A 20,874-nucleotide genomic window follows, 5' to 3' on the forward strand; every position below is an offset into this window, starting at 1 on the left:
CCCCGACGGCACGGTGGAGCGCAGAAACCCCGAACCGCCCGCAACGTTCACGACCGGGCGGACGACCTTCAAGGAGCAGCAGATGGGAGTCCCCGTACCCGTCGGTGTGGTCGCCCTGGACCCGGTCCTGGAGGCCGGCACCCGCAGTACCCTCCTCGCCTGCCCGGAGCTGGCCGTGTGCGAGCCCGCGGACGCCCGGGTCGCCGTCCTCACCGTGGACCGGCTCGGCCCGGCCGAACTCGACATGGTGCGCAGCACTCGTGCGCACGGGCAGCGCCCCGCCGTCGTCCTGGTGGCCGGCGCGCTCGCCTCCGGCGACGCCCTGCACGCCCTCGCCGCCGGTGCCCGGGGCCTGCTGCCGCGCCGCGAGGCCGACGCGTCCCGCCTGGCCCACGCGGTGCTGGCCGCCGCCCAGGACGACTGCACCGTCCCCACGGAGCTGCTGGAACAGGTCCTCGACCGCCCCGAGCACGGCCGCACCGGCTGGGCCGGCGGCGCGCTCTCCGACCGGGAGCGCTCGGTGCTGCGGCTCGTCGCCGACGGGCACGAGACGGCGGAGATCGCGCAGCGCCTCGCCTACTCGCCGCGCACCGTCACCACCGTGGTGCACGACATCACCCAGCGGTTCCGGCTGCGCAACCGCGCCCACGCCGTCGCCTACGCGCTCCGGGCGGGCCTGCTGTGACCGCCACCCTGACCGCCGCGCCCGCCACCCTGTGCGTCCTGCCGTCACGGCACGCCGACCGCGTGCGCGCCCTCGCCCGCCGCGCCGGACTCGACTGCGCGCCCGGCCCCGGCGGACCCGGCACCGTCACCGTCGTCGTCGCCGACGACGCGGAACGGGCCCTGCGCGGCCTGCGGGTGCCCAAACCGCTGCTGCTGGTGTGCGACACGGTCGGCAGGGCCGGACTGCTCGGGGCCCTGCGCGCCGGGGTGGTGGTGCTCAGGGCCGCGGACCTCACCGAGGAGAGCCTGGCGGCCGCCGTCCGCCGCGCCGGGGCACCGCATCCGAGCATCCCCTACCCGGAACTCTCCCACCTGCTGACCGCCCACCCCGGCCCCGGCGAACCGGGACCGCGGGAGGACCGGCCGCCGGCGCTGACCGCCCGCCAGTTCTCCGTGCTGCGGCTGATGGCGGAGGGACACGGCAACGCGGGCATCGCCCAGCTGCTGCACTGTTCCGAACACACCGTCAAGAACGTCGTCTACGAGATCATGGCCCGCCTCCAGGCCCGCAACCGCGCCCACGCGGTGGCCCGCGCCGTGCGCCACGGGCTGATCTGACGTGCGGTGGTCGAGAGGCGGTCGCGGCCGTCTAGAACGCGGGGGAGGGCAGCAGCCGTGGCACGATGCGCTCCTCCACGGCCCGCTCGCCCTCCCGGCGCACGACGTACGCGCCCCGGTCCGGCAACTCCGCGACCGCCTCGACCAGTTCGGTGCCCCGGTACACCAGGCCCACCCCGTCGTCGGTGCAGTGGGCGGTGGGCAGGGTGCCGTCGGCGACCAGCCGGTGGATCAGCGGGCGCCGACCGGCATCGGAGTCGTAGTGCACGCCGTTGCCGTACGGCAGCAGACCGAGGCCGTCGGTCACCGGCCGCAGCTCGGGCCCGAAGGAGTCCGTCGCGCCGCCCTCGAACCAGCAGATGGAACCGGCGCTCACCCCGGCCAGCACCACCCCCGCCCGCCAGGCGCGCCGCATGATCGCGTCGAGACCGTGCACCCGCCACACCGCGAGCAGGTTGGCCACCGAGCCGCCCATCACCCAGACCACGTCGTGGTCCAGGACCGTGCCCTCGACGTCCTCGACGTTCGGCATCGGGAAGAGGTGCAGCGGCATCAGGTCGAACCCGGCCACCCGGGCCGCCTCGGCCATCCGCGCCGCGACGTGCTCGGCGTCCCCGATCGCCGTGCCCACGTAGAGGACACGGGGGCGCCTGCCGTGCACGCCGGAGAGGTCGACCGCGTGGTGGACCAGGGCGTCGAAGAGCACGCGCGTCCGTGTTCCGACGCGGTGCCCTCCGGAGGTGGCGACGATGGTGGGTTCCGGAGCGGTCACGCGGCGATCGTAGCGTGGGCCCCGCGCTCCGGACGTGGGGGAGTCGTGAAGGTGGGCCGCCACCGGGAGCGCCCGGGCAACGCGAAGGGGACCGGCCGCCGGGCCGGTCCCCTTCGCGTGCGGGTGCGTGGTCGCGGTGTCACTCCCGACGCAGCGCCACGGCCGCCGCGTAGCCGGTCGGGACGAGCACGTCCCGCAGCGTCCACCGCGGCGACGGCGAGACGGGCCGGTCCCCGGTGCCGACGTGGTCCAACGCCGGATCACGCACCAGCCCCGTCCCCAGGCCCTTCAGATAGGCCTCCTTGCGGACCCACGTCCGGGTGAAGGCCGCCTGCCGCTCGTACGCCGGGAGCCGCGCCAGCTCCGCCACCTCCGCCGGGTGCAGCGCACACTGCGCGCTGCGCACCGCCTCCGCGGAGGCGAGCCCCTCCACATCGACCCCGACCGGTGTGCCGGCGAGCGCCACCAGCACCAGGTCCCCGCTGTGCGACAGGGAGAAGTGCAGCCCCGGGGCGCGCAGCGCCGGCCGGCCGTGCGGGGCACCGCAGCCCGCGCACGGCTCGCGCATCAACGGCAGCTCGTCCGCCCGCACGCCCAGCAGCGGGCCGAGCAGAGCGCGCAGGGTCGCGTGCGCGATCACATACGCGTCGCGGTCCCGGGCCCGCCGGAAGGCACGCGCCCGCGCCCGCTCCTCGCGGTCCAGCAACTCCTGCGCCCACAGCATCGCCCGCTCGTCCTGTGCCCCGACCTCGGCGAGGTACAGCTCCAGCGGTCCCCGCAGCGCGCGGGGACCGGCGACGTACGGCCGGTGCAGCGGGCCGGGCAGGTCCAGTACGGCGGGACACAGCGGCGTCGTCGGGTCCGGCGGCCGGGCCCGGCGGCCGGGCGGCCGGGGCGCCGGACCGGCGTCGAGCGGCGACACGGGCAGCAGCGCGGCCGTCGCACCGCCGCCCGCCCGCACCGCCGGCCGCCGCGCCGGCGGTGCGTCGGCCGGCCGGGCCGGCGGCGCGGGGACGGCCGGCGGTGACGACAGCGGCGCCGGCCCGGCCTCAGACATCGGCCCCGGCGAGCCGGCGGCGCAGGCTCAGCGGGCGCATGTCCGTCCAGATCACGTCGATGTGGTCCAGGCACTCCTGCCGGCTGCCGCTGCGGCCCTCCCGGTACCAGCCGGCCGGCAGCTCGCGGTCCGCCCGCCAGATCGAGTACTGCTCCTCGTCGTTGCGCACCACCAGATACACGTCGTCGACGCCCGGGCGGGCCTCGTCGCCGACGGGGTGCGCGGAGTTGGGTTGCGTCACGGTGAACCTCCCGCAGATGTCGGTCCGGCCGCAGGAAGGGCCGGCGCCGCAAGCGTGCCCCCGCACCGCCCGGCCGGGTCAGGGACGAACGCGCCGAACCGGCGGCACCCGTTGCTGCCGGATCTTCCCTGGTGACCTACGGCCCCGGCACGGGACCGTGCTGTCCGGTCGGGGGCCGCCCGGCACCCCGGCGCCCCGCCGGGCCAACGCGATTCCCGAGCACCCCCTTCCGGAAGGAGCACGCGATGTCGGACGAGCACGCACCTGTCCTGCTGCCGGGCGGAGGCTGGCGGCTGTGGGAGCAGTTCGCGCTCCGCGGACCCGGCTTCCCCGCCGACGGCGTGCTGCGCCTCGCCCCGCCCGGACTGGCCCAGGCCGCCGACAAGTTCGGCCCCGGCGCGGAGCTGTCCGGACCGGAGTGGCGGGCCTTCGCCGAGGACCTCGCGACGGCCGCCGTGGACACCGCCCGGCACCTCCAGGAGATCGCCGCCCGGCCCCGCTTCCAGGCCGCGCTCGCCTGGCAGAACCCGGCCGTGCTGCGCACCGGGATCGCCCCGTTCCTGCGCTGGACGCCGAGCGCGGACAGCCGCAGCAGCATGCCCCGCCAGCGCGAGGAACTGGTCGCGCACTACTGGCAGCGGTTCTGCGTGAAGAACGACACCATCGGCTTCTTCGGCCCGGTCGGCTGGGGCCGCTGGGACCTCGCCGGGAGCGGCGGCGTCACCGTGACCCCGGGGGACGGCTTCCTCGCCGCGCGGGAGGTGTACTTCTCCGGCTGGGCGATCGACGCCCTCGCCAAGGTCCTGGCGACGGACGGCGCGCTGATGCGCTGGATCCCGCCGCGCCGGGTCTCCTTCGTGCGCTGCGCGGACGGCACCGTACGGGTCCCCGGACGCCCCGTCCAGCCGATCGACGCCCGCGCGCAGGCCGTCCTGGAACGCTGCGACGGCACCCGCCCCGTGCACACCATCGCCGCCGAACTCGGCCGCCCCGAGGACGAGGTGACCGAGGTGGTGCGCGAACTGGTCGGCCGCCGCTGGGTGCAGTGGCGACTGGACGTCCCCGCCGCCACCCACCCCGACCGCGCGCTGCGCGCCATCCTGGAGCGCGTCCCCGACGAGGCCGCCCGGGACAGGGCGCTGGAGCGCCTCGCCGTACTGGAACACGGCCGGGACGCCGTGCGCGCCGCCGGCACCGACGCCGCCGCCCTCACCGCTGCGATCACCGCGCTGGAGGACGACTTCGCCGCGATCACCGACAGCGAGGCACAGCGCGCCAAGGGCGAACGCACCGCGCCCTGCCGGGGCCTGGTGTACTCCGACGCCCGCCGGACCGCCACCGCCACCCTCGGCGCCGGACTGCTGGCCCACCTCGAACCGCTCCAGCTGTGCCTGACCGCCGCCCGCTGGATGACCAACTGCTTCGCCGAGGCGATCCGCGCCCGCCTGCACACCGTGTACGACCGGCTGCGCGCCGGCGGCGAACCGGTCGACCTGGCCACGCTGTGGCTGCACACCCTGCCCTCCCCGCACCCCGACGCCGGCGACCTCATCAACACGATCCAGGCCGAACTGCGCGCCAAATGGGCCCGCGTCCTCGACCTGCCCCCGGACGCCCGCCGGGTCCAGCTGAGCACCGCCGAACTCGCCGACCGGGTGCGCGAGGAGTTCGACGAGCCCGGCGACGGCTGGTCACTGGCCCGCTACATCAGCCCCGACGTCCTGGTCGTCGCCGACGACGCGGACGCCCTCGCCCGCGGCGACGTGGACCTCGTCCTCGGCGAGATGCACTGCGCGCTGAACACCATGGGCGCCTCCCTCTTCGTGCACCAGCACCCCGACCGGTCCGAACTGATCGCCGAGACCAGCCGCGACTTCCCCGGTCCGCGCCTGCTGCCCATGCTGCCCAAGGAACTGCCGCTGAAGTGGTCCACCCGCAGCCGCCCCTCGCTGGACCGGCCCGAGGACCACTACGTCGCCCTGGTCGACCAGACCGGCGACCCGCACCGCCCGCGCACGGTGCTCGGCGCCGACGTCCGGATCGAGGAACGGGCCGGCCGGCTCACCGCGGTCCTGCCCGACGGCACCGCGTACGACGTGCTCGACGCCTACGCCAACACCCTCACCCAGCGCGTCATGGACCGCTTCACCCTGCGGCCCGAGGGCGACCACACCCCGCGCATCACCATCGGCCGGCTGACCGTGGCCCGCGAGACCTGGCAACTGCCCGTCGGCGACATGGACTTCGCGGACGAGAAGGCGGAGGCCGCCCGCTTCGTCCGGGCCCGGCACTGGCAGCGCCGGCACGACCTGCCCCGGTTCGTCTTCGTCGTCTCGCCGACCGAACCCCGCCCGTTCTACGTCGACTTCGACAGCCCGGTCTACATCACCATCCTCGCCAAGGCGGCCCGCAGGCTCGCCCGCAAGGACCCCGGTGCCCGGCTGAAGGTCAGCGAGATGCTGCCCACCCCCGAGCAGGCCTGGCTCACCGACCACGAAGGCCGGCGCTACACCTCCGAACTCCGGTTCGTGGCCGTCGACCTGACCACCGCCGACGCGGGGGAGAAGTGATGCGCACGGTCGCCGACGACATCGCAGCGCACGCCCGGCGCCACCCCGAGCGCATCGCCCTGAGCACCCCGGCAGGCGAGGTGTCCTACCGGGAACTGGCCGCCCGCATCGAGGAGATCGCCCGGCTGCTGCGCGCCCACGGGGCCCGCCCCGAGACGGTCTGCGCCGTCGCCGTCGAGCACGGCACCGACGCGGTCGCCGCGATGGCCGCCGTACTGCGTTGCGGCGCCGCGTTCCTCACCCTGGACGTCACCCAGCCCCACGACCGGCTGGCGTCCTTCGTCCGCAGCGCCGGTGCCCGCCTGCTGCTGACCCGTTCGGACCTCGCCCCGGCGCTCGGACTCGGCCTGCCCGCCGTCCTGCTGGACCAGCCCCCCGGGGCCGCGGACGACGGCCCGCCCGCCGCCCCGGCCGGCCCCCGGGCCCTCGCCTACGTCAGCCACACCTCCGGCAGCACCGGGGAACCCAGCGCCGTCCTGGTCGAACACGGCGCGCTGGACGCCTATCTGCGCGACGCCGCCCACGCGTTCGGCCTCGGCCCGCACACCGTGGCCCTGCAGACGGCGCCCCTCGGCTACGACGCCTCCATCCGGGACACCTTCGTACCGCTGCTGGCGGGGGCGCGCCTGGTGATCGTGGACCGGGCCCGGCTGCTGCGGCCCGCGGAGTTCGCCCGCACCGTCCGCGAGCACCGGGTGACCGCGCTGCTCAGCGTCACCCCCTCCTTCCTCACCCACCTGTCCGGCCAGGGCGACCTCGCCGAACCGCTCGCCGGGGTCACCCTGGTCGCGGTCAGCGGCGAGTCCCTGCGGCCGTTCCTCGCCGCCGGCGGACGCGGCCTCGTCCCCGGGCGGCTCGTCAACCAGTACGGCCCGACCGAGTGCACCATGACCACCACCCGGCACGGCGTGCCCGCCGCGCCCGATCCGGCCACCGACGTCGTGGGCACCCCCCGCGCGGGTGCCGTCGTACGGATCCTCGACGCGGACCTGCTCCCGGTGGCCGACGGCACGGTGGGCGAGGTGTACATCGGCGGCACCGGCGTGGCCCGCGGCTACGGGGGCCGACCGGCCCGCACCGCGGCCTGCTTCGTGCCCGACCCGCTCGGCCCGCCCGGCGCCCGCCTCTACCGCACCGGCGACCTCGGCTGGTGGGGCCCGCAGGGCCTGCACTACGCCGGGCGCACCGACCGCCAGATCAAGATCCGCGGCTACCGCGTCGATCCCGCCGAGGTCGAGGGCGCGCTGCTCGCCCACCCGGCCGTCACGGGCGCGGCGGTGACCCCGGACACCGACGAACTGGGCCGGGTCCACCTCCTCGCGCACGTCACCGGCGATCTGACGGCCACCACGGACGCCCAGCTCCGCCGCCATCTCGCCCGCTCCCTGCCCCCGCACCTGATGCCCCGCCGCTTCCTGCGCCTGGCCGCCCTCCCGACGACCCGGGGCGGCAAGACCGACCGCCGGCTGCTCGCGACCGGGAGGACGGCATGACCGCGATGGCGAGCACCTCCCGAACCACCGACCCCCCGAACGCAACCGACGACCAGCCCGTCGCGGCCCAGCCGGTCTCCTTCGCGGCCACCGGGACCGCCGTGGCCGGGACCACCGCCGTCGCGGCGGCCGCCGTCGGGATCGCCGGCGTGTGGTCCGGTGCGGTCGGACGGCGTTCGAACCGGGGCGGGTGGGAGCCCGTCGTGGCCCGGCCGGCCGGGTCCGCCGGGCACCGTCCCGGCCGGGCCGACCTGCTGGCCGCGGCCTCCCGGATCGCCCCGTACGTCGTCCGTACCCCCCTGCTGCCCGGCCCGAGGACCACCGCGAGCGGCACCGAGCTGCTGCTGAAGGCCGAACACCTCCAGCTCGGCGGGTCGTTCAAGATGCGCGGGGCCGCCAACGCCGTCCTCGCGCTCGGCGCCGAGCGGGTCGTCACCGGGTCCTCCGGGAACCACGGCATCGCCCTCGCCCGGATCGCCCGTACCCTCGGCATCCGGCTGACCGTCGTCCTCGCGGCGGGTGCGACGCCCGCGAAGGCCGCCGCCATCCGCGCGCTCGGCGCCGAGACCGTCCAGGTCCAGGGCGGAGTCGCGGAGCGGGAGGACCGCGCCCGGGCCCTCGCGGCCGAGCGCGGCGCCGTCCTGGTGCCGTCGTCCGACCACCCCCTGGTCGTCGCCGGCCAGGGCACCGTCGGCCTCGAACTGCTGGCCGACGCCCCCGGCACGGACACGGTCTACGTCCCCACCGGCGGCGGCGGACTCCTCGCCGGCCTCTGCCTCGCCGCCGGGGACCGCCCGGTCCGCGTGGTCGGCGTCGAACCGTCCCTCACCCCCCGCTACGCACGCTCCCTGGCCGCCGGGCACCCGGTGCGGCTGCCGGCCAGCACCACCGTCGCCGACGGGCTGCGCGGGCAGAGCCCGGGGGCCGTGCCCTACCCGATCATCCGCGACCGCGTCGACGACCTGATCGCCGTCGGCGACGCGGAGATCCTCGCCGCCACCGCCCTGCTGCACCGCCTCGGCGTCGACGCCGAGCCGAGCGGAGCCGTCGCCCTGGCCGGAGCCATCCGGGCAGGACGCCGCGAACGGGCCGTGGCCATCGTCTCGGGCGGCAACACCCCCGCCCGCCTGCACCACCTCACCCACACCAGCGCGCACCCGAAGGAGCCCACGCCATGACCACCGACGCCGCCACCGCCACCGCCTCCTCGACCACCACCGTCGACCTGCTGGTCGAAATCTTCCGGGACGTGCTGCGCCTGCCCGACCTCACCGAGCGGACCGACTTCTACGAGGCGGGCGGCGACTCGCTGACCGCCTTCCAGATCACCGGCCGCCTCCAGGAGGTGCTCGGCGCCGACGTTCCCGTCTCCCTGGTCTTCGCCTACCCGACGCCCCAGGAACTGGCCGAGGTCGTCGACGCCGACTACGGCACGGCCTGACCCGCCCCGCGCCGAAGCCCCGTCCACCCGCGCTCGCCAAGGAGAGCCGTGCCATGACCGAAGACCTCGTGCCGTCCCTCGGCCGCTGGCGGCTGTGGGAACAGTTCGCCCTGCGCGGGGCGGGCTTCCCCGCCGACGGCGTGCTGCGCCTCGCCCCGCCCGGACTGGCCGAGGCGGCCGACAAGTTCGGGGCCGGCGAGCCACTCGACGGCCCCGAGTGGACCGGCTTCGCCCGCCTCTTCGCGGACGCCGCCGTCGCGACCGCGCACACCTTGCAGGACATCGCCCGCACGCCGGCCTTCCGGGAGGCGGTGGCCTGGCAGAACCGACCGGTGCTCGCCTCCGGGATCGCCCCGTTCCTGCGCTGGACGCCGAGCGCGGACAGCCGCAGCAGCATGCCCCGCCAGCGCGAGGAACTGGTCGCGCACTACTGGCAGCGGTTCTGCGTGAAGAACGACACCATCGGCTTCTTCGGCCCGGTCGGCTGGGGCCGCTGGGACTCCGCCACCCGGGCCGTCGCCGTGGACCCCGGTGCCGGGCTGATCGCCGAGTCGACGGTCTACTGGGCGACCTGGGGCATCGACGCGCTCGCCAAGACCCTGGACGCCGACCCCGACCTGCGCGAGTGGATCGCGCCCCGGCGGGTGCCCTTCCTGATCCTGGACGGGGACCGCGTCCGCGTGCCCGGCCGGCGCGCACAGCCCGTCTCAGCGCCGACGGCGGCCGTCCTCGCCCGCTGCGACGGGGTGCGCCCGGCCCGGGAGATCGCCGCCGAACTCCCCGGCACCGACGTCCCCGCCGTCCTGGCCGACCTGGTCGCCCGCCGCTGGGTGGTCTGGCACCTCGAACTCCCCGCCGACACCCACCCCGACCGGGCCCTGCGCGCCTGGCTGGAAACCGTCGGCGCACCCGAACCCCGCCGGCGCGGCCTCGCGGCCCTGGACCGGCTGGAGCGGGGCCGCGCGCAGGTGGCGGCGGCCCGCGACGTGGACGCCCTCGTGGCCGCGCTGACCGGCCTCGAACACGACTTCACCGAGCTGACCGCCACCGCCGCCGTACGGGAGAAGTCCGCGTCCACCGCGCCCTGCCGCGCGCTGGTGTACTCCGACACCCGCCGGTCCGCGACCGCCCGCCTCGGCCCGGCGATGCTCGAAGCGCTGCGCCCGCTGCGGCTGTTGATGGACAGCGCCGCCTGGCTCACCGCCGAACTCGCCGCGACGGTACGGGAGGAGACCGGCCGCGTGCACGACCGGCTGGCCGCCGAAGGACCGGTCGACCTGGCTTCCTTCTGGTTCGCCTGCCTGCCGGTGCTGCACGGCGCCGCCCGCGCCAGGGCCGCCGAGCTCCAGGGCGAGTTCGCCCGGCGCTGGCAGCACATCCTGGCGGCCCCGCCGGACGCCCGCCGGGTCACGGTGACGTCCGACGGCATCGAGACGGCGGTACGGGAGCGGTTTCCGGCCACCGGCGACGCCTGGACCGCCGCCCGCTACCTCAGCCCGGACGTCCTGATCGCCGCCGACGGCACGGACGCCGTCGAACGCGGCGACTTCGCCCTCGTGCTGGGCGAACTCCACCTGGCCGCCAACACCTTGGGCGCGTCCCTCTTCACCCACCAGCACCCGGACGTCGACGAACTCCTCCGCCTCACCGACCGCGACCACCCCGGCCCCCGGCTGATGCCCCTGCTCCCCAAGGAGCACCGGTCCCGTCTCTCGGCGCGGGTCCGCCACACCCTCGTCCGCCCCCAGGACCGGCAGGTGGCCCTCGCCGACTTCGCCGCCGATCCGGCCCGTACGATCCGCAGCGCCGACGCCACCGTGGAGAACCGGGCCGGCGACCTGGTCGTCCGCCTCCCGGACGGCTCGTCCTTCCCCGCCCTGGACGTCTTCTCCCACGTCCTGACCACGCTCTCGATGGACCTCTTCCAACTGCTGCCGACGGCGGACCACACCCCCCGCGTCACCCTCGACCGCCTGGTGGTGGCCCGCGAGACCTGGCGCCTGCCCGCCGCGGACGCGGAGTTCGCCGAGGAGAAGGACGAGGCCCGCCGCTTCGTCCGGGCCCGCCGCTGGCGCACCCGGCTGGGCCTGCCCCGCTATGTCTTCGTGGTCTCCCCGACCGAGTCCCGGCCGTTCTACGTCGACTTCGACAGCCCCGTCTACGTCACGATCCTCGCCAAGGCACTGCGCCGCCTGGCCCGCAAGGACCCGCAGGGAACGGCCGTCTTCACGGAAATGCTGCCGACCCCGGAACAATCCTGGCTCACCGACGCGGAAAACCGCCGCTACACCTCGGAATTGAGATTCGTCGCCTTCGACACGAGTGCGGGGTATCCCGAATAGCGCGCGGAAGCGCCCTCGTACGAGTCGTTGGTCGAGGACGCGCTGCGCGAGCTCTCCGAGACCGAGTCGGCCGAGGTCCTCGTGCCGGTCGGCAGCGGCGAAGAGGGTCCGCTGATGGCGTGGTCCGTCGCCACCTGACAACCGGCGAGCGCCATCCGGACCCCACCCCGCCGGGCGCTCCGCACGGATCGCCCGGCGGCGCCCGGCGCCCGGTCAGTAGGGTGAGTCCCACCGGACCTGAGCGTGAGGGTGGGGACAGGAATGACCGACTCGAAGGAACACCGCGGCTGGATAGGCAAGTTGTTCGGCGGACGCCGTACGCGCGCCGAGCGCCCGGCACCCGCCCGGCCGGCCGGTGAGGACCCCAGAGCATGGGCCCGCCCCGAGGAACTGGTGGATCTGTCCTCCCTCCCGCCGCACGTCGCGGAGGACATGGTCGCCACGGCGGCGTTGATCGACGAGGCCGACCGGGCACGCGAGCACGGCCACCGGGAGCAGGCCGAGGAACTGCTGCGCGCCGCGGTCCGGTCGACGGTCGATCCCTACCGCCAGCTCGCGGAGGAACGGCTCGGCACACTGCTGTCCGAGAACGGTGAGGTCGAGGAGGCCATCGCCCTGTGGCTGCGCGCGGCCGAGGGACCGGACCCCGGACTGCGCCAGGCCGTCGGCGTCCATCTGGGCTCGATCGCCTTCACCGACGCGGCGTTCCTGGTGCGCGCCGATCCGGCGACGGTGCTGGCACTGCTCCCCGGGGCCTGGGGGGCCGGGCGCCTCGGCGCCGCGGTGTACCAGGCCTCGGCCCACCGGCACCGGGACGCCCCCGCCGCCGTGCGCCGCCACCTGCTGGCACTGGACGCCGCCCGGTACGGGGACCTCGACCTGGCGGCACGGATCGCTGCCGTACCGGTGCCGGACGAGCCCCCTTCGCGGCGGCGTGTCGAGTGGGCGAGCGGCGCCCAGCTCGGCGGCTGCCGCTGGAGCACGCCGGGCCACGCGGACGGCGTGTCGGCGGTCGCCGCGGGGACGGTCACCGTGGACGGCCGCCCGGTCGTGGTCACCGGCGGCGACGACGGCACCGTACGCCTGTGGGACCTGGCCACCGGCGAACCGGTCGGCGAACCGCTCGCCGATCACACCGGGCCGGTCCTCGCCGTGGCGACGGCCGACCTGGACGGCCGCCCGGTGGCGGTCTCGGCCGGCACCGACAAGGCCGTGCGCGTCTGGGACCTGGGCACGCGCCGGCTCCTGCACGCGCCCCTGACCGGCCACACCGGCTGGGTGACCGGGGCCGCCACGACGACGCTGCGCGACCGCCCGGTGGCCGTCACCTGCGGCCACGACCAGAGCGTCCGGGTCTGGGACCTGGCGACCGGCGAACCGGCCGGCGCGCCGATGGGCGAGCCGGCCGGCCCCGGCAGCGCGTACCCGCACCGGCTGGCGGCGGTGGTCACGACGGTGCTCGACCGGCGGCCCGTCGCGGTGACCGGCGACTTCGAGGGGACCATCCGCATCTGGGACCTCGCGAAGGGACGCCGGCTCCGGGCGCCCCTGGTCACCGGGACCGGCGCGGTGGAGGCCCTGGCCACCGTGTCGGCCGGTGGCCGTCCGACCCTGGTCGTCGGCGGCTCCGACGGCACGGCCACCCTCTGGGACCTGGCGTCGGGTGCCCAGGCCGGCGAGCGCCTCGCCGGCTCCGCCCCGTGGCCGCAGGCGGTGGCGGCGGTGACGAGCGGGGCCGGCCCGGTGGTGGTCACCGGCGACACCACCGGCATGGTGCGGCTGTGGGACCCGGCCACCGGACGGCAGACCGCCCAGGCCTTCGCCGGCCCCCTCGGCCGGGTGCGGACGCTGGCCGCGTCCACGGCGGACGGGCGGCCGGTGGTGCTCGTCGGCACCGGCGACGGCAGGGTCCACCGCTGGGACCCGGACACCGAAGGCCCCGTCGGCCGTCCGCTCCCCGGCCACGGCGACACGGTGACCTCCGTGACCACGATCGGGACGGACGGCGACACGCTCGTCGTCAGCTCCGCCTGGGACGGCACGGCACGCCTGTGGGACCTGGCCACCGGCGCCGAGGCGGGCACGCCCTTCACCGGCTCCGGCGAACCGGTGCACGGGACGGCGGCGGCGGTGGTCGACGGCCGTCCCGTCGTGGTCGTCGCCGAGGGCGGCGAAACGGCCCGCCTCTGGGACCCCGTCACCGCTGCGGAGGCGGGCGCACTCGACCACGACGCCGACGTGCACGCCGTGGCGACGACGACCCTGGACGGCCGCCCGGTCGCCGTCACCGGCAGCGCGGACGGCCTCGTCCGGATCTGGGACCTCGGCACCGGGGAAGACCTGCACGGTCCGCTGGCCGGACACGAATCCGGCGTGATCGCGGCGGCCGTCACGGTGCTGGACGGCCGTCCGGTCGCCGTCACCGCGGACGAGGACACCGTACGGCTGTGGGACCCGGCCGCCGGCACCCCGATCGGTCCGCAGATCACCGTCGCGCCGCCCGCCGGGCCCGGACCCGCGGCGGACCCGGAGGACGAGGCCCCGCCGGCCGTCGAGCTGCTGGCGACGGCGGTGGTCGACGGCCGCCCGGTCCTGGCGGTGGGCTGCGAGGACGGCCTGGTCCACCTCCGGGACCTGACCACCCGCGCCCCGATCGGCGGGCCCGTCCACGCCGCCGGCCTCACCGCGATGGCCACCGCGCGGATCGACGACCGACCGGCGCTCGTCACCGGCGGCGACGACGGCGTCGTACGCACCTGGGACCTGACCACCCTCACCCGCAGCGGCCCCGACCTGGTGCTGCCCTTCCCGGTCGAGGCACTCGCCGTGGCCCCGGACGGCCGGCTGGTGGTCGGATTCGGCCGCGAGGTCGGGGTGTTCGGGCCCGCGGACCCCGCCTAGGTGTCATCCAGGGCCTGTTTCGTAAGTGGCGATGGTCCACCGCTCCTCGAACGTTTCAGTTGCAGTGATGCTCAGGAAGGTCACGGGCTCTGGGCCGTGCCATGGGCCAGAGCGGCCAGTCGTTCCGCGTCTGGAGTGCCAGGATTGGCTGACCAGAGCACGAGCTGCTGTTCTGGGGCACCGGCGTAGCGGAAGGTGTCCCAGTCGAGGGTGAGTTCGCCGACGGTGCGGTGCGCGATGCGTTTGCTGCCGAAGTCCTGGTGTGCGACGCGGTGCTCGGCCCACCAGGCCCGGAAGTGCTGGTCGGCGACGGCCAGCTCGCCCACGAGGGCGGTGAGGGCCGGGTCGGTCGGGTTCGTTCCGGCCTCCATCCGCAGGACCTCGACGCAGGTGCGGGCCACGTCCTCCCAGTCCGGGTAGATGTCGCGCATCACCGGGTCGGTGAAGACCATGCGGACGTAGTTGCGCTCGGGCTCGGGCACGGCTGCGAAGTCGCACAGCAGCTCCGCCGCCAGCGGGTTCCACGCGAGGATGTCGAGTCGCGGGCCGAAGACGATGGCGGGTGTGCCGGTGAGCTGGGCGAGCAGCCGGGTCAGGTGCGGGTGTGCTCTGGGGCGGGCGGACCGACGCGGCGTATTGCGGTGCCCGGTCCGCGCGGCCTGGGCTACCAGTCCTTCCACGTACGTCCTCTGGTCGCCGTCCAGCCGCAGCTCCCGCGCGAGGGAGTCGAGCACCGGCGGTGACGGTGCCAGCCGGCCCTGCTCGATGCGTACGTAGTAGTCGGTGCTGATCGCGGCGAGCTCGGCCACCTCCTCGCGGCGCAGCCCTTGCACTCGGCGCTGGGTGTGCGCGCGCTCGGGGAGCCCCACCTGCGCGGGGGTGAGTTCGCCACGGCGGTGCTTGAGGAACTCACCGAGCTCATGAAGATGCGCGGAACCAGTCATTCCCTCAGCATGGCACCGGGGTGAAGGCTCTGCCTGGGAAGAATCCTTCCTAGGAAGCAACGCGACCTTCCTGCGCCAGGCCATCGGCCGGACAGTGGCTACCGGCCCGCAGATCGCCGGCCACCCACGATCCCGCAGGAGCAGAACATGAGGACTGACGTCCGCTTCCCGACCAACGGCCTGCAGCTCGCCGGCCACCTCTACCTCCCCGACGGCGTCGACGGACAGCTCGCCGCCATCGTCGTGGGCCACCCCACGACCGGAGTCAAGGAGCAGGCGCCGGCGGCGTACGCGACACGCCTGGTCAAGGAGGGATTCGCCGTCCTGACCTTCGACGCCGCCTTCCAGGGCGAATCCGAGGGCATGCCCCGCGGTCTGGAGGACCCCTTCCAGCGTGCCGAGGACTTCCGTGCGGCGGTCTCCTACCTCACCACCCGCCCCGAGATCGACCCCGACCGCATCGGTGTGATGGGCGTGTGCGGCTCCGGAGCCTACGTGCCCTACGCGGCACAGACCGACCACCGGATGAAGGCCGTGGCCGGTGTATCCGGGACGGACGTTCCCAGCTTCTTCCGCGGCGCCGACCCCGAGGGCTGGCAGCAGATGGTGGCGAACTCCGGAAACCTCCGCAGCGCCGAGGCCGCCGGCGATCCCGCAGCGACGTTCGCCGTGCTGCCGGAGACGGCCGACGCCGACCCCCCCCGCCCCGACGGCCGAGTTCGTCGACTACTACAAGACGCCTCGCGGCATGCACCCGCGCTCCACGGGCGACTTGGTCGTGCGCAGCGCGGACCTCCTCGACCAGTTCGACTCCTTCGCCGACGTCGCCAAGATCGCGCCCCGCCCCCTGCTCATGATCGCCGGCACCGAGGCGGTGACCCGCGGGTTCTCCGAGAAGGCCGTCGCCGACAGCCCAGGCAACGCCGAACTGTTCCTCGTCGACGGCGCCACCCACGTCGACCTGTACGACCGCGACGAGTACGTGACTCCTGCCGTCGCCAGGCTGGTCGAGTTCTTCAGCAAGCACCTCGCCTGAGCCGGCGAGCCTGCGCGGGCAGGGGACGGGAGGGTGCTGGTCGCAGCCACTCTCCGATGGCCACGACCAGCACGACGGCCGGCCGGCCCGCCTTCGTGCCCTTCGGTAACAACGGCTCCAGCGCCGCCCACTGCTCGTCCGCGTCGACGGCAGCGATGAGGACAGTCGCCTCGCAGCGGACCGCGAGCTTCTTCCGTCTGTACGCATACAAAGAGGGTCAAACCAGTCTCCACGATCTTCAGGAGACCACACAACCCCCGATGATCACGCGGTGGCCGTACCCGTTCCCGGCCGGGTCCGCGACAAGATCGCGAGGTCGGACTGGAGTCCTAACCCCGAGCGACCTCAGCGGTGTGTGCGGGGGTGTAGCGCTCGCCCGTCACCTGGTCGCTCAGCGAGTCCAGCGCGGCCAGTGCCTCGGCGTCCAGGGTGAGCTCCAGCGCGGCCGCGTTCTGCTCCAGCCGGGCCGGGCTGCGGGTGCCCGGAATGGTCGCCACCGCCACCCCGAGCCGTTCGGTCTGGGCGTACACCCAGGCCAGCGCCACCTGGGCCGGGGTGGCACCCAGCCGGTCGGCCACCTCGCGCACGGTCTGCGCGATCTTCTCGTTGGCCTCGCCCGCCTCGCCGGCGAAGCGGGGGTTGGTGCGCCGGAAGTCCTTCTCGCCCAGCGTGGAGCGGTCCAGGGTGCCGGTCAGGAACCCCCGCCCCAGCGGCGAGTACGGCACCAGCCCGACCCCCAGCTCGGCCATCACCGGGGTGACCGCCTCGACGTCGCGGGTCCACAGCGAGTACTCGCTCTGCACCGCGGTGATCGGGTGCACCGCGTGCGCCCGGCGCAGCAGCTCGCCGTCGACCTCGGACAGGCCCAGATGGCGGACCTTGCCCGCCTCGACCAGCTCGGCCATCGCCCCGACGGTCTCCTCGATCTCCACGTCCTGGGGCGGGCGGTGGGCGTAGTACAGGTCGATCACCTCCACGCCCAGCCGCAGCAGCGAGGCGTCGCAGGAGCGCAGCACGTAGTCCCGGGCACCGCGGATGCGGCGTGCCCGGTCGCCGGCGCTGCGGTCGATGCCGAACTTGGTGGCCAGCTGCACCTGGTCCCGGCGGCCGTGGATGGCCCGGCCCACCAGCACCTCGTTGTGCCCGGTGCCGTAGGAGTCGGAGGTGTCCAGGAACGTGATGCCCAGCTTCAGGGCCCGGTCGATGGTGGCCAGGCCGCCGTCCCAGTCGGGGGCGCCGTAGCTCTCGCTCATCCCCATGCACCCCAGGCCCATCGCGCTGACGGTGAGACCGGGCGAGCCGAGCGTGGTTCGGTTGATCATGCGCGGATACTCCTCCTGCCCGGCGGACCGGGCGGTACCTCGCGGGCTGACGAATGCCTGCGACGCTAGGACTTGGAGCGCGCGCGAAGTCAAGCCGGAGGGCCGGCCCCCGCCGGCGGGTCAGGCGCGGCGGGAGCAGGTGAGGGCGAAGCGGTCCACTGGCAGCAGGTCGCCGCAGAGCCCGGACACCGCGTATTTCCCGGCCGTCTTCACCAGCGGGTGCAGCGGCCCAGCGGCCGGACCCGTTCGTAGCAGGGTCAACGTCAAGATCGCGAAGCAGACTGGAGTACCAGCGGCGGGGTCCTCGGGCGCGCCCCCGTCAGACGACTCTGATGGCCGCCGTCGGGCAGCGCGCGGCGGCCTCTCGCACCGCCGCCCCCAGCTCGGCGCCGGGGGCGGGGTCGAGCAGGAGCACGGTGCCGTCGTCGTCGTTCTGGTCGAAGACGGTGGGGGCGGCGAGCACACAGCTGCCGGCGCCGCAGCAGAGGTCCTCGTCGACCTCGATCCTCATCGGCGGACCCTCTCACCAGCGCACGGGCAGTTCGCGGACCCCGTACGTCACCATCATCTCCCGGGTGGCGATCCCCTCGGCAGCGGCGGCGAGTTCCAGCCGGGGGAAGCGGCGCAGCAACGACTCGTAGCCGATGGCGAGTTCCAGACGGGCCAGGTGGTGGCCCATGCACTGGTGGGGGCCGTTGCCGAAGGCCACGTGCCGGGTGGTGCCGCGGCGGATGTCGAAGGTGTCGGGGTCCTCGAAGCCCAGTGGGTCACGGTTGGCCGCGGGCAGCGACACCGTGACCACCTGACCCTTGCGCACGGACCGTCCCTCGAAGTCGAAGTCCTCGGCGGCGACGCGGATCGGCCCGATCTGCACCACGCTGAGGTAACGCAGCAGCTCTTCGACCGCGTCGTCCATGAGCGACCAGTCGGCGCGCAGCGCGGCCAGCTGGCCGGGGTGGCGCAGCAGGGCGTAGGTGCCCAGCGCCAGCATGTTGGTGGTGGTCTCCAGCCCCGCGATGAGGAGCACGATCGTGATGCCGAGCAGCTCTTCGTCGCTCAGGTCGGTCTCGACGGTGAGCCTGCCCAGGATGTCGGTGCCCGGGTTCTTGCGCGCGGCGGCGATCAGGGCGTGCAGCATCCCGCCGAGGGTCGCCATCGACCGCCGCATCTCCTCCCCGCTGGTGGAGAGGCTGAACAGCACGTCGACGTGGCGCCCGAACTCGGCGCGGTCCGCCTCCGGCAGGCCGAGCAGTTCGGAGGTGACCAGCGTGGGCAGCGGCTTGGCGAAGGCCTTGACCAGGTCGGCGGGGCCACCCTGGTCCGCCATCGCGTCCAGCAGACGGTCCGTCATCTCCTGGATGCGCGGGCGCAGTTCACGCACCCGGCGGATCGTGAAGTGCTTGCTCAGCAGCCGCCGGTAGCGGGTGTGCTCGGGCGGGTCCATGTTGACGAACATCCCCGCGGGCAGCGCGTCGGTGCTCAGCTCCGAACCCGGCACCTTCACCGGGGAGCGCTTCCCGGCGGGCAGGGAGCTGAAGCGGGGGTCGGCCAGCACCGCCCGCGCGGCCCCCAGGCCGGTGACCAGGTGGCCGATGTGCCCGTCGGGGTACCGCAGCGGGGTGATCGGGCATTCCTCGCGCGCCTGAGTGAACGCGGCCGGCGGGTCGAAAGGACAACCTATGGGGCGCGCCGTGGGAAAGGGCCGCGCCGCGTGATTCCCGGCTGCTCGCGAATGCACCATGGAAGACCTGGGACCTCGTCACTGAAGGAGAATTGCGGGAGGCTGTGCAAGGTGAAGTTCTCCCACGACTGCCCCTAGGGTTTTCCTTAGAGATGCCGCCGGCCGTCAATGCCCGTGCCCATCGGTGTTATTGGGGATTCCCCTAGAACAGACCCGCCACGGCGGCGCAGCGCGGCCCCGGGACCGAAACTGGACCCACAACCCCACCGCGACCCGTTGCCGCCCGGCCCTGCCGATCGACTGCGCCGATCCCTCGCGTCCTGGCCGCCACGGTGCGGTGTCTTTTCATTCTCTGTGTGGGCGGGTGGAGTGCAATATGGTCGAGTCCGAGCTCAACGAAGCGGGCGATCGGGCCGGTTCGGCCGCGGCGGACGCGGCCGATGGCATAGCGGTCATCGGCCTGGCGTGCCGGCTGCCGGGAGCCCCCGACCCGGCCGCCTTCTGGCGGCTGCTCGCCGACGGCGCGGACGCGATCACCGACGTCCCCCCGGACCGGTGGGACGCCGTCGCGGTGGCCGACGCCGACCCGGCCGCACCCGGCAGGACCGACATCCGCCGGGGCGGATTCCTCGACGACATCGGCCACTTCGACGCCGCCTTCTTCGGTCTCTCCCCGAAGGAGGCCGCCGCCATGGACCCCCAGCAGCGGCTCGTCCTCGAACTGGCCTGGGAGGCCCTGGAGGACGCGCACGTACGCGCCGGGACACTGCGCGCCACCCGCACCGGAGTCTTCGTCGGCGCCATCTGGGACGACTACGCGATCCTGCACCACCGCTTCGGACTCACGGCCATCTCCCCGCACACCGTCACCGGCCTGCACCGCGGCGTCATCGCCAACCGGGTCTCGTACTTCCTCGGCCTCAACGGCCCCAGCCTGACCGTGGACTGCGGCCAGTCCTCCTCCCTGGTCTCGGTCCACCTGGCCTGCGAGAGCCTCCGCAAGGGCGAGTCCACCATCGCCCTCGCGGGCGGCGTGAACCTCAACATCGTGCCCGAAAGCACCCTGGGCGCCGCCAAGTTCGGCGGTCTGTCCCCCGACGGCCGCTGCTACACCTTCGACGCCCGCGCCAACGGCTACGTCCGCGGCGAGGGCGGCGGCCTCGTCGTCCTCAAGCCCCTCGCCCGGGCCGTCGCGGACGGCGACCCGGTGTACTGCGTGATCCGCGGCAGCGCGGTCAACAACGACGGCGGCGGCGACGGGCTGACCGTCCCCCTGCGGTCCGGCCAGGAGCAGGTGCTCAGGCTCGCCCACGAACGGGCCGGAACCGACCCCGCCCACGTCGGCTACGTCGAACTGCACGGCACCGGCACCAAGGTCGGCGACCCCGTGGAGGCCGCCGCGCTCGGCGCCGTCCTCGGCGCCGGACGCCGGCCCGGCCACCCGTTGCGCGTCGGCTCGGCCAAGACCAACGTCGGCCATCTGGAGGGCGCCGCCGGCATCACCGGCCTGCTGAAGGCCGTCCTGTCGCTCCACCACCGTGAACTGCCCGCCACCCTCAACCACGAGACGCCGAACCCCGCGATCCCGCTGGAGCGGCTGAACCTGCGGGTGCAGACCGAGCACGCCGAATGGACCGCCGAGGACGGCCGCCCGCTGCTGGCCGGCGTCAGCTCGTTCGGCATGGGCGGCACCAACTGCCACGTCGTACTGGCGGAACACCGGGCGACGGCGATGACGACTGCGACGGCTTCGGGGGCGGCGGCCTCAGCGGGAGGGACCTCAGGGGCAG

At 74.7% G+C, this 20,874-nt stretch carries 17 protein-coding genes and 1 pseudogene; 11 read left to right on the plus strand and 7 right to left on the minus strand.

Features of this window, described 5'->3' with window-relative positions; genetic code table 11:
* Window positions 1-685: helix-turn-helix transcriptional regulator (locus FRZ03_RS08245; protein WP_261398722.1), on the plus strand; the 685-nt coding region annotated here is incomplete at its 5' end.
* Complete coding sequence (locus tag FRZ03_RS08250) at window positions 682-1,284, plus strand: response regulator transcription factor (RefSeq protein ID WP_146464506.1); 603 nt, start codon at window positions 682-684, stop codon at window positions 1,282-1,284. The genes FRZ03_RS08245 and FRZ03_RS08250, both read left to right, overlap by 4 nt.
* A 31-nt stretch (window positions 1,285-1,315) precedes the next feature.
* Here FRZ03_RS08250 and FRZ03_RS08255 read toward each other — a convergent pair whose 3' ends face one another.
* From FRZ03_RS08255 to FRZ03_RS08265, 3 genes are all read right to left on the minus strand, one after another.
* Window positions 1,316-2,056: a Type 1 glutamine amidotransferase-like domain-containing protein gene (locus tag FRZ03_RS08255; RefSeq protein WP_146464507.1), complete on the minus strand. Its 741-nt coding sequence runs from the start codon at window positions 2,054-2,056 to the stop codon at window positions 1,316-1,318.
* Window positions 2,057-2,195: 139 nt separating this feature from the next.
* A complete protein-coding gene (locus FRZ03_RS40120; protein WP_261398723.1) occupies window positions 2,196-3,113 on the minus strand; it encodes a 4'-phosphopantetheinyl transferase family protein in 918 nt (305 codons plus the stop codon).
* Window positions 3,106-3,294, minus strand: coding sequence for an MbtH family protein (locus FRZ03_RS08265; protein WP_239697848.1), 189 nt, complete (start codon window positions 3,292-3,294; stop codon window positions 3,106-3,108). Before FRZ03_RS08265 ends, FRZ03_RS40120 begins: the two co-directional genes overlap by 8 nt.
* 305 nt (window positions 3,295-3,599) lie before the next feature.
* Between FRZ03_RS08265 and FRZ03_RS08270 the strand changes: the two genes are divergently transcribed.
* The 6 genes from FRZ03_RS08270 to FRZ03_RS08295 all read left to right on the plus strand — a co-directional run bounded on the left by FRZ03_RS08270 (window position 3,600) and on the right by FRZ03_RS08295 (window position 14,101).
* Window positions 3,600-5,924, plus strand: a complete 2,325-nt coding sequence (locus FRZ03_RS08270) for a lantibiotic dehydratase (protein ID WP_146464509.1) — start codon at window positions 3,600-3,602, stop codon at window positions 5,922-5,924.
* A complete protein-coding gene (locus tag FRZ03_RS08275; RefSeq protein WP_146464510.1) occupies window positions 5,924-7,417 on the plus strand; it encodes an amino acid adenylation domain-containing protein in 1,494 nt (497 codons plus the stop codon). Before FRZ03_RS08270 ends, FRZ03_RS08275 begins: the two co-directional genes overlap by 1 nt.
* Window positions 7,414-8,595 (plus strand): threonine ammonia-lyase, encoded by a 1,182-nt coding sequence (locus FRZ03_RS08280; protein ID WP_261398724.1) that lies wholly within the window; start codon window positions 7,414-7,416, stop codon window positions 8,593-8,595. Before FRZ03_RS08275 ends, FRZ03_RS08280 begins: the two co-directional genes overlap by 4 nt.
* Window positions 8,592-8,858, plus strand: a complete 267-nt coding sequence (locus FRZ03_RS08285) for an acyl carrier protein (RefSeq protein WP_146464511.1) — start codon at window positions 8,592-8,594, stop codon at window positions 8,856-8,858. Before FRZ03_RS08280 ends, FRZ03_RS08285 begins: the two co-directional genes overlap by 4 nt.
* 53 nt (window positions 8,859-8,911) lie before the next feature.
* Complete coding sequence (locus FRZ03_RS08290; RefSeq protein ID WP_146464512.1) at window positions 8,912-11,200, plus strand: lantibiotic dehydratase; 2,289 nt, start codon at window positions 8,912-8,914, stop codon at window positions 11,198-11,200.
* A 261-nt stretch (window positions 11,201-11,461) separates the two neighbouring features.
* Window positions 11,462-14,101, plus strand: coding sequence for a WD40 repeat domain-containing protein (locus FRZ03_RS08295; RefSeq protein WP_146464513.1), 2,640 nt, complete (start codon window positions 11,462-11,464; stop codon window positions 14,099-14,101).
* An 80-nt stretch (window positions 14,102-14,181) separates the two neighbouring features.
* Here the strand turns inward: FRZ03_RS08295 and FRZ03_RS08300 are convergent, their stop codons facing one another.
* A complete protein-coding gene (locus tag FRZ03_RS08300) occupies window positions 14,182-15,045 on the minus strand; it encodes a helix-turn-helix domain-containing protein (protein ID WP_146464514.1) in 864 nt (287 codons plus the stop codon).
* Window positions 15,046-15,192: 147 nt separating this feature from the next.
* Here FRZ03_RS08300 and FRZ03_RS40960 point away from each other — a divergent pair.
* Window positions 15,193-15,543, plus strand: a pseudogene (locus FRZ03_RS40960) (alpha/beta hydrolase); the annotation flags it as partial.
* 250 nt (window positions 15,544-15,793) lie between these two features.
* On the plus strand, window positions 15,794-16,081 hold the full coding sequence (locus tag FRZ03_RS40965; protein WP_315902626.1) for an alpha/beta hydrolase: 288 nt from the start codon (window positions 15,794-15,796) through the stop codon (window positions 16,079-16,081).
* Between the two features lie 329 nt (window positions 16,082-16,410).
* On the opposite strand, the gene FRZ03_RS08315 is transcribed toward FRZ03_RS40965, so the two are convergent.
* From FRZ03_RS08315 to FRZ03_RS08325, 3 genes are all read right to left on the minus strand, one after another.
* Entirely contained in the window at window positions 16,411-17,403 is a 993-nt protein-coding gene (locus FRZ03_RS08315; RefSeq protein WP_146464515.1) for an aldo/keto reductase, read from the minus strand.
* A gap of 319 nt (window positions 17,404-17,722) precedes the next feature.
* Window positions 17,723-17,914: a ferredoxin gene (locus tag FRZ03_RS08320; protein ID WP_146464516.1), complete on the minus strand. Its 192-nt coding sequence runs from the start codon at window positions 17,912-17,914 to the stop codon at window positions 17,723-17,725.
* 12 nt (window positions 17,915-17,926) lie between these two features.
* Window positions 17,927-19,144 carry a cytochrome P450 gene (locus FRZ03_RS08325; protein WP_146464517.1) on the minus strand — a complete coding sequence of 406 codons (1,218 nt, stop codon included), beginning with the start codon at window positions 19,142-19,144 and terminating at the stop codon, window positions 17,927-17,929.
* A gap of 316 nt (window positions 19,145-19,460) precedes the next feature.
* Here FRZ03_RS08325 and FRZ03_RS08330 point away from each other — a divergent pair.
* Window positions 19,461-20,874: beta-ketoacyl synthase N-terminal-like domain-containing protein (locus FRZ03_RS08330; RefSeq protein WP_146464518.1), on the plus strand; the 1,414-nt coding region annotated here is incomplete at its 3' end.

Origin of the sequence: Streptomyces misionensis (genome assembly GCF_007896895.1) — a bacterium.
In the GTDB taxonomy this organism is placed as follows: domain Bacteria; phylum Actinomycetota; class Actinomycetes; order Streptomycetales; family Streptomycetaceae; genus Streptomyces; species Streptomyces misionensis_A.

Bases quoted from the DNA above. Each gene is read 5' to 3' on its own strand.
- FRZ03_RS40120 (WP_261398723.1), bottom strand. From the start codon at position 3,113: ATGTCTGAGGCCGGGCCGGCGCCGCTGTCGTCACCGCCGGCCGTCCCC.
- FRZ03_RS08270 (WP_146464509.1), top strand. From the start codon at position 3,600: ATGTCGGACGAGCACGCACCTGTCCTGCTGCCGGGCGGAGGCTGGCGG.
- FRZ03_RS08275 (WP_146464510.1), top strand. From the start codon at position 5,924: ATGCGCACGGTCGCCGACGACATCGCAGCGCACGCCCGGCGCCACCCC.
- FRZ03_RS08280 (WP_261398724.1), top strand. From the start codon at position 7,414: ATGACCGCGATGGCGAGCACCTCCCGAACCACCGACCCCCCGAACGCA.
- FRZ03_RS08285 (WP_146464511.1), top strand. From the start codon at position 8,592: ATGACCACCGACGCCGCCACCGCCACCGCCTCCTCGACCACCACCGTC.
- FRZ03_RS08290 (WP_146464512.1), top strand. From the start codon at position 8,912: ATGACCGAAGACCTCGTGCCGTCCCTCGGCCGCTGGCGGCTGTGGGAA.
- FRZ03_RS08295 (WP_146464513.1), top strand. From the start codon at position 11,462: ATGACCGACTCGAAGGAACACCGCGGCTGGATAGGCAAGTTGTTCGGC.
- FRZ03_RS08300 (WP_146464514.1), bottom strand. From the start codon at position 15,045: ATGACTGGTTCCGCGCATCTTCATGAGCTCGGTGAGTTCCTCAAGCAC.
- FRZ03_RS40965 (WP_315902626.1), top strand. From the start codon at position 15,794: ATGCACCCGCGCTCCACGGGCGACTTGGTCGTGCGCAGCGCGGACCTC.
- FRZ03_RS08315 (WP_146464515.1), bottom strand. From the start codon at position 17,403: ATGATCAACCGAACCACGCTCGGCTCGCCCGGTCTCACCGTCAGCGCG.
- FRZ03_RS08320 (WP_146464516.1), bottom strand. From the start codon at position 17,914: ATGAGGATCGAGGTCGACGAGGACCTCTGCTGCGGCGCCGGCAGCTGT.
- FRZ03_RS08325 (WP_146464517.1), bottom strand. From the start codon at position 19,144: ATGGTGCATTCGCGAGCAGCCGGGAATCACGCGGCGCGGCCCTTTCCC.